The organism is Methylobacterium sp. Leaf361, from assembly GCF_001424445.1.
Taxonomy (GTDB): Bacteria; Pseudomonadota; Alphaproteobacteria; order Rhizobiales; family Beijerinckiaceae; genus Methylobacterium.
Window position 1 is genome coordinate 1 of record NZ_LMPY01000056.1, and the last position, 12391, is coordinate 12391.

13 protein-coding genes and 1 pseudogene are annotated in these 12391 nt (G+C 72.3%); 8 read left to right on the top strand and 6 right to left on the bottom strand.

The window, feature by feature from the left end; genetic code table 11:
- From ASG32_RS26820 to ASG32_RS26835, 4 genes are all read right to left on the bottom strand, one after another.
- The coding region (locus ASG32_RS26820; protein WP_157862087.1) for a HAMP domain-containing protein at positions 1 to 938 on the bottom strand (938 nt) is incomplete at its 3' end.
- Between the two features lie 36 nt (positions 939 to 974).
- Positions 975 to 1547: a chemotaxis protein CheW gene (locus tag ASG32_RS26825; protein WP_056532348.1), complete on the bottom strand. Its 573-nt coding sequence runs from the start codon at positions 1545 to 1547 to the stop codon at positions 975 to 977.
- On the bottom strand, positions 1547 to 3079 hold the full coding sequence (locus ASG32_RS26830) for a protein-glutamate O-methyltransferase CheR (RefSeq protein WP_056532350.1): 1533 nt from the start codon (positions 3077 to 3079) through the stop codon (positions 1547 to 1549). The genes ASG32_RS26825 and ASG32_RS26830 overlap by 1 nt, the downstream gene beginning before the upstream one ends.
- A gap of 7 nt (positions 3080 to 3086) precedes the next feature.
- The gene (locus ASG32_RS26835) at positions 3087 to 3581 is read right to left on the bottom strand and encodes a chemotaxis protein CheW (RefSeq protein WP_056532757.1); all 495 of its coding nucleotides are present in this window, start codon (positions 3579 to 3581) and stop codon (positions 3087 to 3089) included.
- A 207-nt stretch (positions 3582 to 3788) separates the two neighbouring features.
- Here ASG32_RS26835 and ASG32_RS26840 point away from each other — a divergent pair, with 207 nt between their 5' ends.
- The 7 genes from ASG32_RS26840 to ASG32_RS26870 all read left to right on the top strand — a co-directional run bounded on the left by ASG32_RS26840 (position 3789) and on the right by ASG32_RS26870 (position 10891).
- Entirely contained in the window at positions 3789 to 4031 is a 243-nt protein-coding gene (locus ASG32_RS26840) for a hypothetical protein (protein ID WP_026605287.1), read from the top strand.
- A 278-nt stretch (positions 4032 to 4309) separates the two neighbouring features.
- Positions 4310 to 5131 carry a DeoR family transcriptional regulator gene (locus ASG32_RS26845; RefSeq protein ID WP_020095420.1) on the top strand — a complete coding sequence of 274 codons (822 nt, stop codon included), beginning with the start codon at positions 4310 to 4312 and terminating at the stop codon, positions 5129 to 5131.
- 83 nt (positions 5132 to 5214) lie between these two features.
- Positions 5215 to 6747: a glycerol-3-phosphate dehydrogenase gene (gene glpD / locus ASG32_RS26850; RefSeq protein ID WP_056532352.1), complete on the top strand. Its 1533-nt coding sequence runs from the start codon at positions 5215 to 5217 to the stop codon at positions 6745 to 6747.
- 55 nt (positions 6748 to 6802) lie between these two features.
- Complete coding sequence (gene glpK, locus ASG32_RS26855) at positions 6803 to 8308, top strand: glycerol kinase GlpK (protein ID WP_056532354.1); 1506 nt, start codon at positions 6803 to 6805, stop codon at positions 8306 to 8308.
- A 259-nt stretch (positions 8309 to 8567) separates the two neighbouring features.
- Entirely contained in the window at positions 8568 to 9299 is a 732-nt protein-coding gene (locus ASG32_RS26860; protein ID WP_056532356.1) for an MIP/aquaporin family protein, read from the top strand.
- Between the two features lie 134 nt (positions 9300 to 9433).
- Entirely contained in the window at positions 9434 to 10417 is a 984-nt protein-coding gene (gene lipA, locus ASG32_RS26865; RefSeq protein ID WP_056532358.1) for a lipoyl synthase, read from the top strand.
- A 15-nt stretch (positions 10418 to 10432) separates the two neighbouring features.
- Complete coding sequence (locus ASG32_RS26870; protein ID WP_020095415.1) at positions 10433 to 10891, top strand: type II toxin-antitoxin system RatA family toxin; 459 nt, start codon at positions 10433 to 10435, stop codon at positions 10889 to 10891.
- Positions 10892 to 11149: 258 nt separating this feature from the next.
- Here ASG32_RS26870 and ASG32_RS33550 read toward each other — a convergent pair.
- Positions 11150 to 11298, bottom strand: a pseudogene (locus tag ASG32_RS33550) (FAD-dependent oxidoreductase); the annotation flags it as partial.
- 77 nt (positions 11299 to 11375) lie between these two features.
- The gene (locus ASG32_RS26875) at positions 11376 to 11873 is read right to left on the bottom strand and encodes a CinA family protein (RefSeq protein ID WP_056532360.1); all 498 of its coding nucleotides are present in this window, start codon (positions 11871 to 11873) and stop codon (positions 11376 to 11378) included.
- Positions 11874 to 11976: 103 nt separating this feature from the next.
- Here ASG32_RS26875 and ASG32_RS26880 point away from each other — a divergent pair, with 103 nt between their 5' ends.
- Positions 11977 to 12375, top strand: coding sequence for an MAPEG family protein (locus ASG32_RS26880; RefSeq protein WP_020095413.1), 399 nt, complete (start codon positions 11977 to 11979; stop codon positions 12373 to 12375).
- Positions 12376 to 12391: the final 16 nt, after the last annotated feature.

Consider the following 12391-nt stretch of genomic DNA (forward strand, 5'->3'; position numbering starts at 1 on the left):
GAGGCCGCCTGCTCCTGCGCCGAGGCCGCCTGCTCCTGCGCCGAGGCGCGGATCTCGGCCGCGGCCGCGTTCAGGTCCGCCGTCGCCGCCCGGTTCGTCCGCGCCAAGTCCGACAGACCCGAGACCATCGTGTTCAGCGTCGTGCTCAGACGGCCGATCTCGTCGCGCCCGCCCGCCGCCAGCTGGCCGGACAGGTCACCCTCGCCGACGCGGCCGACGAAGGCCATGACCGTCTCGAGCGGCCGCACCACCGCGCGGCTGATCAGCCACGTGATCAGGACCGCCAGCAGCACCGCGGCGGCCAGGGTCAGGTAGATCGAGAGGCGGGAGCGCTCGTAGACCTCTTGCGCGGCGCGCTGGCCCAGCGCCATGCCGCCGTCGAGCTGCGAGCGGAGGTTCTTGATCCCCTCGAGGAAGGGTGCCTGCAGCCGCGCGATCTCCGCGTTGCGGGCCTCGACCGCCGCGACGTCCTGCTGGGCGATGGCGGCGAACTGCGCCTCGCCCTGCGCCTTAACCTCGCGGAACGAGCCCTGGACCGCGGTCGCCGCCGCGGCGATGCGGTCCCAGGCCGCGACGCGCTCGGCGGATACGACCTGCGTCCGGTACTGGGTGGCGAGCTGGATCGTCGTGGCGAGCCGGTTCTCGACCTGGGCCGCGGTCTGGCGCCAAGCCGCCAGGGTGTCGCCGGCCTGGGTCGCGCGCCCCTGGGCCTGCATCAGCATCGTGATCACGGCCGTGCGGCGCAGGAGACCGAGGTCGCGCGCGTCGTTCCCGAGATCGTCGAGCTGGCGCAGGATCGTCATGTCCCGCCGGACGATCGCGTCGGTCGTGTCGCGCACCGCGCCGATCTGCTCCAGGGCGTAGAGGCCGAGCGCCACCACCACCACCGTGATGGCGAAGAAGCCGAGGAGGATGCGTTTTCCGATCGAGAGCGACACGGGCGGGGATGGCTCCGGTTGGGGCAGGCGGCCCGGTCAGGGCAGCGCGCGGCGCAGGAGGCGGGGGAGGTCGATGACGACGAAGTCGGGACGGCCGTCGCCCGCCGCCCCGGAGGCCGGGGCATAGACCGAGGCGGCCTCGTTGCCCAAGCGGTCGGGATCGGCCGCCCCGGCGCCGGCCGCGGCGACCGCGCCAGGGGCCCGGGCGATGCCCAGGACCCGGTCCACCGCGAGGGCGAGGGGCTGGGGGTGGACGCCGCGCAGCACGATCATGTGGCCCGCCGCGTCGGCGTCGGACGCGGGATCCGGCCGGCCGAGGGCCCGGGCGAGGCTGAGCACGCCGACGATCCGCCCGGACAGGGCGACGAGACCGTCCAGCGCCGGCACCGCCCCGGGCATCGGCGTGGCGGGGCGCGACGGCAGGACCTGGGCGACGGCCGCCAGCGGCACGCCGTAGCGCTCGCCGCCGCAGGCGCAGACGAGGTGATCGACGCCCGAATCGGTCGCGGCCGCCGCGGCACAGCGCCGGGCGAGGGCGGCGGCGCGCTCGGCGCGCAGGTCCCGCTCCGGCCGCGGACGGCCGCCCTGTGCACTCGGGCCTGCGCCCATCAGGACCTCCTGCTGCCGGCACCGCCGAGCGCGGCGCGGGCCGCGGCCGCGCTGGCCGCGATCTCGCCCGCGGAGGCGCCGTCGCCCTCGGGCAGCGCCGTGTCCGGCCCGAGGGCTTGACTCAAGGCGACGGCGTTGTCGAGGGCGCGGAGCGCCTCGTGCGGCCGTCGCAGCGCGATCAGCAGCAGGCCGAGGTGGTAGTGGGCCATCACGAAACCGCGGTCGAGGTAGAGCGCGGCCCGCAGCGCCCGCTCGGCCTCGGCGTCGCGTCCGAGGGTGCGGGCCAGGAGACCCTCGTAGAAGCGCAGGGCGGTGTCGGTCGGATCGCGGTCGAGGGCGCCCCGCAGCGCGCGCCAGGCCGCTCCGGTCTCGCCGGAATCGGCCAGCGCGCGGATCCGGTCGAGGTCGACGGCGTCCTCCTCTTCCGGCCGGTCCTCCCGGGTCTCGGGCGCTGCGGGAGCCGGACCGGTGCCGGGTGCGGCGACCGGGTCCGGGGCGGGAACAGCCGCGGCGTCGGCCTCTGCGGCCCCGGACTGGCCCGGGCCAGGATCCGCCGGGAGCGGCTCCGTCGCCTGTCGCGCCGGAGGGACGGGGTTCGGCGCGGGCGCAACGGACAGGTCGACCGGCGGCGCGACCGGCGGCGCCTCGGCGCGCGGTCGGTAGGCCACGGTCCCGGGCAGGCTGACGGCGTCGAGGAAGCTCGCGAAGGCGGGACTCGGCTCGGCGTGGCCGAGGAGCAGCCAGCCCTCCGGCCGCAACCTTCGGCCCAGCCCGCGCACCACCGCGGCGACCGTCCGGGCATCGAAGTAGATCAGCACGTTCCGGCAGAGGATCAGATCGAAGGGCTCGCCCTGCGGCGGCCCCGGCTCGACGAGGCTCAGCAGGTTGCCGCGCTCGAACCGGACCGGACCGCGGTATTCGGGCCGGAGGGCGTAGCCGCCCTCGCGCCGGATGCCCGGCGCGGGCGGCAGCCGGGTGAAGTAGCGGAGCCGGTCCTCCGGCGGCATGGTCCGGAGCGCCCAGCGGCCGTACTCGGCGGCGCGGGCCGTGGCGAGCGCCTCGACGCTGATGTCGGTGCCGAGGATCGCCACCCGCCACTCGGGCAGGGCGTCGCCGAGCAGCTCGTGCACCAGGATCGCCAGGGAATAGGCCTCGGCCCCGGTGGAGCAGCCCGCGCTCCAGATCCGCAGGACGCGCTCGGACGCCCGTGCCGCGATCAGCGCCGGCAGGATCGTCGCGCGCAGCGCGCTGAACTGCTCGGCGTAGCGGAAGAAGAACGTCTCGCCGACGGTGATCTCGGCCTCCAGCCGGGCCCATTCCGCCTCGCCCTCCGGGCCGCTCGACAGGAGGGCCGCGTAGGCGGCGCAGTCGGCCACGGCGGCGGCGCGGAACCGGCGGTGCAGCCGCTCGATCAGCAGCTCGTCCTTGTCGGTGTAGTAGTGGTGGCCGGTGCGCGCGATGATCCGCGCCTTGAGCGGCGCGTAGGCGGGATCGGCAGCCAGGTCGGGACGGGGATTCCCCGGTCGGGCCATCGCGCGGTCAGACGGCGTGCGGCAGCGCGGCGAGACGTTCGGCGGCCGCCCGGGCCAGGGCGTCGACGCGGGCCCGTTCCTGCACGGTCAGAAGGCGCTCCGGCGCCAGAGCGTGGACGAGGCGCTCGCCGAGGACGAGCTCGGCCGCGACGCAGCCGTTGAGCGTGTCGGCCGCCTCGGCCGGCCGGATCGCGGAATCCGGGACGGTCGCGAGGTCCGCCACGCGATCGACGAGGTACGCGACGGCCTCGCCCTGCATCAGCGCGAGATGGGCGTAGAGTCCGGGCGTCGCGCCGGCCGGGCGCAGGCCGAGCAGCGCCGCGAGGTCGACGACCGGGACCGGCGTGCCGCCGAGATTGAGGAAGCCGGTGAGCCAGCTGCCGGAGGCGGGCGGCGCGTGCAGATCCGGCAGCGGCAGGATCTCGGCGACCGCGCCGCGGGGCAGGGCGCAGGCCGTGCCTGCGACATCCAGCAGGAGATAGGCCGAACCGCTGCTGGCCACCGCCACCCGCTCCCCTGTTGCTCGGTCGCGGCCGGGCCGGGACGGGTCGCGACATAGGCCGAGTTAACGCTGCCGGCAATTGTGCGCCGCACGGGCGCGATGACGCGGAACCAAGTCTCGCCTGAGCCGCTTATTTTCCGACGCAGCGGCAACGCGCCTGACGAGGCGCGGCGCTTTGCCTGCGCCGGTCTACGCCAGGGATTGACGATGAGGAAACTTCTGTTGGCCGCCGCGTCGCTGACGCTCCTCGCGGGCTCCGCCTACGCCCAGGGCAACTCGCCCTACAACGCCTCGGGCGCGCAGGCCGGCGGCCCGCGCGGCGGCCTGGAGCGCGCCGGCGAGGCGGCCGCGATGGAGCAGGGAGCCGCTCCGGCCGCGCGTCCGATGATGCGCAAGCGCATGAAGCACAAGCGGATGAAGCATCATCGCCGGATGCGCCACCACATGTGAGTGGCGAACACCGGGACGCGCCGCAGGCGTCGTCCGGGTGGCTCGGCCTGTCGCACCCGCGGCAGGCCTTTTTTATGCCCGGTCGCAGGCGAAGTGCCGGTCGTGCGGGCCTGAAGCATAGTGCAGTCCGGTCGACGCGTGCCGTCCGACTGTTGCCGGCCGGCGCGGCGCGGTCCAGAGTTGTGCGAAAGCCGCGACGCCCGAACATGTTCGCAAACGAACATCGTCCGGCAATCAGTACAGCGGTGCGACGGCCTCACGAAGGCGAGGGAGTATCGATGTCACGACCGCTCGACCGGAGATCCGACGACAGGATCGAGGCGACCGGTGTCGAGGGGCGGCGCAGCGCGATCGTCGCCTCGGTCCGCCAGCGCGGCTTCGTGACGATCGAGGCCCTGGCGGCGCAGTTCGGCGTCACCGTCCAGACGATCCGGCGCGACCTCAACGAGCTGAGCGCCGAGGGGCGGCTGGAGCGCTACCGCGGCGGCGGCGGCCTGCCCTCCAGCGTCGAGAACATCGATTACGCCGACCGGCGGGTGACCCTGCTGCCGGAGAAGAGCCGGATCGGCCGCCTCGCGGCGAGCCGTATCCCGTCGCACTGCTCGGTCTTCATCAACATCGGCACGACACCGGAGGCCGTCGCCCGCGAGCTGACCCGACACGACGATCTCAGCATCATCACCAACAACCTCAACGTGGCGATCTCGCTCGCCGAAACGACCGAGTTCCGCATCGTCGTGGCGGGCGGCACCGTGCGGAACCGCGACGGCGCGGTGCTGGGTCAGCTCACCTGCGACACGCTCAGCCAGTTCCGGGTCGACGTGGCGGTGATCGGCATCAGCGGCATCGACGGCGACGGGGCGCTCCTCGACTACGATTACGAGGAGGTGCGGGCGACCCAGACCATCCTGGCCCATGCCCGGAAAACCTTCCTGGTGGCCGACCACACCAAGTTCACGCGGCGGCCCATGGTCCAGGTCGGGCGCTTGGAGCAGGTCGACACCTTCTTCACCGACCGGGCGCCACCGGCCGAGATCGTCGCGCTCATGGAGCGCCTGGGCGTCAACCTGGCGGTCGCCGACAGCGCGGACGAACCGTAACGAACATCGATTTTTCGCTTGCGAAAGCCGACCGCCGCGTCAATATAGTGCCGAACCGCCACCAAGGCGGCCCAGGAGGAACCATGGCGGCTGCACCGCGACAGCGCGAGCCGTCCGACGCCTACGATCTCCTGATCATCGGCGGCGGCATCAACGGCACGGGCATCGCCCGGGACGCGGCCGGCCGGGGCCTGTCGGTCCTGTTGGCCGAGCGCGGTGACCTAGCCGGCTTCACCTCCTCGTCGTCGACGAAGCTGATCCACGGCGGCCTGCGCTACCTCGAATACTACGAGTTCCGCCTCGTGCGTGAGGCGCTCGCCGAGCGCGAGCGGCTGCTGCGGCTCGCCCCGCACGTGATCTGGCCCCTGCGCTTCGTCCTGCCTCACGACGAGGGCCTACGCCCGGCCTGGATGCTGCGGCTCGGCCTGTTCCTCTACGATCACCTCGCGCGGCTGCGCACGCTCCCGGGCTCGCACGGGGTCGACCTGCGCAGCTCCGCCTACGGGGCGCCGCTGCAGCGGCGCCTGACGCGCGGCTTCGTCTATTCCGACTGCTGGGTCGAGGACAGCCGCCTCGTGGTGCTCAACGCCATGGACGCCCGCGAGCGCGGGGCCACGGTGATGACCCGCACCGGTGTCGTCTCGGCCCGGCGCGAGGGTGACGGCTGGGTCGCGACGCTGCGCGACGAGCGCGGCGGCACCGAGCGGACGATCCGCGCGAAGGCCGTCGTCAACGCCGCCGGCCCGTGGGTCAGCGAGACGCTCGGCGGCACGCTCGGCATCAACAGCCGCGCGGCGGTGCGGCTGATCAAGGGCAGCCACATCGTGGTCAAGCGCCTGTTCGCGGGCGATCAGGCCTACATCCTGCAGCAGCCCGACAAGCGCATCATCTTCGCGATCCCCTACGAGCGCGACTTCACGCTGATCGGCACCACCGACGTCCCCTACGAGGGCGAGCCCGGCCCGGTCTCGATCTCCGAGAGCGAGACCGACTACCTCTGCGGCTGCATCAACCGCTCCTTCGACACGACGATCACCCCGGCCGACGTGGTCTGGAGCTACTCGGGCGTGCGCCCGCTCTACGACGACGCGGCCGAGAACGCGTCGGCCGTGACCCGCGACTACGTCCTCGACGTGGAGGACCAGGGCGGGGCGGCTGCGGTGCTGTCGGTCTTCGGCGGCAAGATCACGACCTACCGGCGGCTCGCCGAGCACGCGCTCGAGAAGCTGAAGCCCTACTTCCCGCACCTCGGGAAGTCCTGGACCGGCGACGCGGTCCTGCCGGGCGGCGCCATGAAGGACGCCGATTTCGACCAGTTCCTCGCCAAGCTGCGGGCCGAGACGCCGTTCCTGCCGGAGGAGACCGCCCGGCGCCTCGCCCGCGCCTACGGCACCCGGGCCCGGGACATCGTCGGGACGGCGCAGTCCCTGGCGGATCTCGGCGAGGCCTTCGACGGCGGCCTCACGGCGGCCGAGGTCGACTACCTGCGCACCGAGGAGTGGGCGGTCACCGCCGACGACATCCTGTGGCGGCGCTCCAAGCTCGGTCTGCGCACCGGCGCGGAGAGCGCCGCGCGCCTCGCCGCCTACCTCGACCGCAGGGCCGAGGCCGCCTGACGCTTTCGAACCCGATCCGGCGACAGACCGGTCGGGCCATCTAGGGGAGGGAACGATGAGCCGTTACGTCGGGGCCATCGACCAGGGCACAACCAGCAGCCGCTTCATCGTGTTCGACCGGGAGGGCAGCGTGATCGCGCTCGCCCAGGCCGAGCACGCGCAGATCTACCCGGCTCCCGGCCACGTCGAGCACGACGCCACCGAGATCTGGACGAAGACCCAGAGCGTGATGCGCGAGGCCCTGGAGAAGGGCGGGCTCCAGCCCTCCGACCTCGCGGCAGTCGGCATCACCAACCAGCGCGAGACCACGCTGATCTGGGACCGGACGACCGGCAAGCCCCTGCACAACGCCCTGGTCTGGCAGGACACCCGCAACGACCGGCTGGTGGGCGAGTTCGCCCGCGACGGCGGCCGCGACCGGTTCCGCGACCTCACCGGCCTGCCGCTGGCGAGCTACTTCTCCGGCCTCAAGCTGCGCTGGCTGCTCGACCACGTCGAGGGCGCCCGGCAGAAGGCCGAGGCCGGGGACGTGCTGTTCGGCAACATCGACACGTGGCTCGTCTGGAACCTGACTGGCGGCTCCGAGGGCGGCCTCCACGTCACCGACGTGACCAACGCCAGCCGCACGCAGCTCATGTCGCTGAAGACCCTCGACTGGGACGAGGGCATGCTGACGACCTTCGGCATCCCGCGGGCGATGCTGCCGAAGATCGTCTCGTCGAGCGAGGTCTACGGCGAGACCAGGGCACCGTTCGCGGGCGTTCCGATCGCCGGCATCCTGGGCGACCAGCAGGCGGCCCTGTTCGGCCAGACCTGCTTCGCGCCGGGCGAGGCCAAGAACACCTACGGCACCGGCTGCTTCGCGCTGATGAACACCGGCGAGGAGCCGGTCCCGTCGAAGGCCGGCCTCGTCACCACGCTGGCCTACCGCCTCGACGGCCAGAAGCCGGCCTACGCGCTCGAAGGCTCGATCGCCATCACGGGCGCCCTGGTGCAGTGGCTGCGCGACAACCTGCACATGATCAAGGATTCCGCCGAGGTCGAGACGCTCGCCACGACGGTCGAGGACAACGGCGGCGTCTACTTCGTGCCGGCCTTCTCGGGCCTCTACGCGCCGCACTGGAACGAGGGCGCCCGCGGCCTGATCATCGGCCTGACCCGCTACGTCAACCGCGGCCACATCGCCCGCTCGGTGCTGGAGGCGACCGCCTTCCAGACCCGCGAGGTGCTGCAGGCCATGGCCAAGGATTCCGGCATCCCCGTCAAGGAGTTGCGGGCCGACGGCGGCATGGTCGCCAACAACACCCTGATGCAGTTCCAGTCCGACCTGCTCGACGTGCCGGTGGTGCGCCCGAAGGTGGCCGAGACCACGGCGCTCGGCGCCGCCTACGCGGCGGGTCTCGCGGTCGGCTACTGGAAGGGCCTCGACGACCTCAAGCGCAACTGGGGCGTCGACAAGCGCTGGACGCCGAAGATGGATGCCGGCCAGCGCGAGAAGATCGCCGCCGCCTGGAGCCGGGCTGTGCAGCGCTCCTTCGACTGGAAGACCGACGAGGATTGAGACGGGCTCGGGGCGCACACGCCCCGCGCAGTCCCACTCGCGCCCGCATCCGGAGCCGCTGCGCGGCGGCCTCGAAGAAGCGCTCCAGATCGCCGCGGGATCCCCGGAGGCCTTCGAAGAGGCCTCCGGGGCGCTCCGGTACCGCAGGAGAGGGCGCCGGCCCGGACCTGCGTAACCATTCGGTGACCGCCACCAGCGTTCACGCGCCCGCCAAAGCTTTGAACTTTCACAAAAAGCAGCGAACGGGGGAGACGAGACGATGACATCACCCTTCCTGGGCGAATTCCTTGGCACGATGACCCTGATCGTGCTCGGCGACGGCGTCGTGGCCGGCGCCCTGCTCAAGCATTCCAAGGGCGAGAATGCCGGCTGGATCGCCATCACGGCGGGCTGGGCCTTCGCGGTCCTCGCGGGCGTCTTCGTGGCCAACGCCACCGGCAGCGCCGACGCCCACATCAACCCGGCCGTCACCGTGGCGGGCGCGGTCAGCTCCGGCGATTTCAGCAAGATCCCCGTATACATCCCGGCCCAGATGCTCGGCGCCTTCGTGGGCGCCGTGCTGGTCTGGCTCCACTACCTGCCGCACTGGGGCGCGACCCAGGATCCCGGCCTCAAGCTCGCCTGCTTCTGCACCGGCCCGGCGATCCGCGACGCGAAGGCCAACTGGATCTCCGAGATCATCGCGACCTTCTTCCTGATCCTGACGATCTCCGCCCTCGTGACCACCACGCTGGGCTCGGCCGGCGCGATCCCGCGGGCGGTCGCGCCCTACATGGTCGGCATGCTGGTCTGGGGCATCGGCCTGTCGCTCGGCGGCACCACCGGCTACGCCATCAACCCGGCCCGCGACCTCGGGCCGCGCGTCGCCCACGCGGTGCTGCCGATCGCCGGCAAGGGCAACTCCGACTGGGGCTACGCGCTGATCCCGGTGGCCGCGCCCCTGGTCGGGGCGGTGCTGGCCGGGCTCTTCGTCCGGGCGCTGGGGATCTGACGGAACGGCCGCACCCTCAACCACCGCGGGGCGGCCCGGCGTCGCGGCGGTTTGCGGCGCGCGGCCTTGGGCCTTAAGTCAGGGCGATCCCGACCGCGCCCCTGGGGCGCTTGCCCGCGGTGTGCCCCCGACCCATGGCCGTCGTCCTCGACACTCTGAAGAACGATCCGCGGCCGGTCCGCCTGCGCCACCCGGAGAAGGCGCACCGGCCCGACCAGCCCGTCCAGGCCAAGAAGCCGGACTGGATCCGCGTGAAGGCGCCCGGCTCCAGGGCCTGGTCCGAGACGCAGAGGATCGTGCGCGAGCACGGTCTGGTCACGGTCTGCGAGGAGGCGGGCTGCCCGAATATCGGCGAGTGCTGGGAGAAGCGGCACGCCACCTTCATGATCATGGGCGACACCTGCACGCGGGCCTGCGCCTTCTGCAACGTGCGCACCGGCCTGCCCGACGCCCTCGACCTGGGCGAGCCGGACAAGATCGCCGATTCGGTAGCCAAGCTCGGCCTGCACCACGTGGTCATCACCTCGGTGGACCGGGACGACCTGAAGGACGGCGGCGCCGAGCATTTCGCCCGGACCATCGCGGCCATCCGGCTCGCGAGCCCCGGCACGACCGTCGAGATCCTGACGCCCGACTTCCTGCGCAAGGACGGGGCGCTGGAGGTCGTGGTCGCCGCCAAGCCCGACGTGTTCAATCACAACCTGGAAACAGTGCCGGCCAAGTACCTCACGGTGCGGCCGGGTGCCCGCTACTTCCACTCGGTGCGCCTGCTGCAGCGGGTGAAGGAGCTCGACCCGACGATCTTCACCAAGTCCGGCATCATGGTCGGGCTCGGCGAGGAGCGGAACGAGGTGCTCCAGCTCATGGACGACCTGCGCTCGGCCGACGTCGACTTCCTCACCGTCGGCCAGTACCTGCAGCCGTCGAAGAAGCACCACGAGGTCGTGCGCTTCGTCCCCCCCGACGAGTTCAAGGCCTACGAGACCACCGCCTACGCCAAGGGTTTCCTGCTGGTCTCGGCCACGCCGCTCACGCGCTCGTCGCACCATGCCGGCGAGGATTTCGCGCGTTTGCAGGCGGCGCGTCTGGCCAAACTGTCGCCCGCGCTCTCGGCCTGAGGATATCCGAAGACCATGCCGTCCTTCCGGGTCACCCGCGCGGTGAAGCACACACCGCAGCAGATGTACGACCTCGTCGCCGACGTGGAACGCTACCCCGAATTCCTGCCGCTCTGCGAATCCCTGCGGGTGATCCGCCGGCAGGACATGCCCGAGGGCGGGCAGGTGCTGATCGCCGAGATGGGCGTCGGCTACAAGGCGATCCGCGAGCGCTTCACCACCCGGGTCACCCTCGATCCGGCGAGTCTCAAGATCGTCGCCGAGTACATCGACGGCCCGTTCCGGCACTTGGAGAACCGCTGGCTGTTCAAGGACGGCCCCGACGGCGGCTGCAACGTCGACTTCTTCATCACCTACGAGTTCAAGAGCCGCACCCTGGGGCTCCTCATGGGCACGATGTTCGACCGCGCCTTCCGCAAGTTCACCGACGCCTTCGAGGGGCGGGCGAACCGGATGTACGGGGCGCGGGCTTAGCCGCCGTCCTCGCGCGCGCCGTGAAGCGGCCCAGGGAAATGGGGCGCCTCCGAATGTGGCGTTGCCCTGGATTGCTTCGCTGCGCTCGCAAAGACGGTGCGCAGGGATGGCGTCAGGCCCGCAGCGACACGCGCACGTGCTCGGGCCGCACATCCATCTCGATCATCCGCGCCGGCAGGACCTGAAGCCGCGGCAGGGCGTCGAGGAGGCGCAGGGCGAGCGGCCGCCAGCGACGCGGCGATCACGCGGGACTGAATGGGGGAGGGCGCGGAAGCGCTCGGTGAAGCCCGGCTCGTCCATCGGGTGGAGGGGTGGATGGTGTCGCCGCAGAAGTCGCGCAGGAAGTCCGCGTGCTGCTCCAGAACGGTGACGTCGAGGCTCGCGCGGACGAAGAGCAGGCCGGCCATCGTCCCGGCGGGGCCCCCGCCGACGATGCAGAGGCGGGTCGTCACCGTACCCGTGGGCCGTCTTTCCCGTGCCGCGATCAGTCGCCGAGGGCGTCCTCCAACAGACCGAGCGCGTCGGCCACGGCGGCGCGGCGGATGCCCGCGCGCCCGAGATCGCCGTAGCGCCGCTCCAGGTGGCGCGTCTCGCCATCTCGCCGACTGAGGCCGAAATGCACCAGCCCCACCGGCTTCACGGCGCTCCCGCCCCCCGGGCCGGCGATGCCGGTGATCGCGACAGCGACGGAGGCCCGCGACGCGGCCAGCGCCCCGGCGGCCATCGCCCGCGCCACGGGCTCGCTGACCGCGCCGTGCCGGCGGATCAGGTCGATGGGCACACCGATCGCCTCGGCCTTCGCGTCGTTCGAGTAGGTGACGAAGCCGCGCTCCAGGACGGCCGACGAGCCCGGCACCGCGGTGAGCAGCCCGGCCACGAGGCCGCCCGTGCAGGATTCGGCGGTGGCGACGGTGCGCCCGTCCGCCGCGTAGGCGTTAACCAGCGCCTCGGCCCGGGCGAGAAGCTCTGCGTCGTCGACCATCGCGAACGGGCTCCCCTCGGGCGCCGCCGCCCTATCTCCTGTTGTGACCCATGGCCGAGCCCGGCTCAAGGACCGGCGGCCGCCGACTGGAGACAGCCCTTTCATGATCTTCCCCGCGACCACGGCCTTCTACGCCGGGCTGCTTGCCCTCGTGTATCTCGGCCTCTCGGGATGGGTGATCGGGGCCCGCGTCTCCGGGAACGTGCTGCTCGGCGACGGCGGCGACGACACGGTCCTCAGGCGCGTGCGCTCGCACGCCAATTTCGCGGAATACGTGCCGCTGGCCCTGATCGTCATCGGCCTGCTGGAGGCGAGCGGCGGCAGCCACGGGCTCGTCCGGGCGCTGCTGGTCGCCCTGCTGGTCGCCCGGATCCTGCACCCGATCGGGATGTTCGCGCCCCCGAACTCGCCGCGCCAGTTCGCCTGCCGGGGCGGCGGCATCCTGCTGACGATGGCGGTCCTGGGCGTCGCGGCGATCGCGCTGCTGGTGCGGGTGGCCTGACACCGAGCGCGACGCG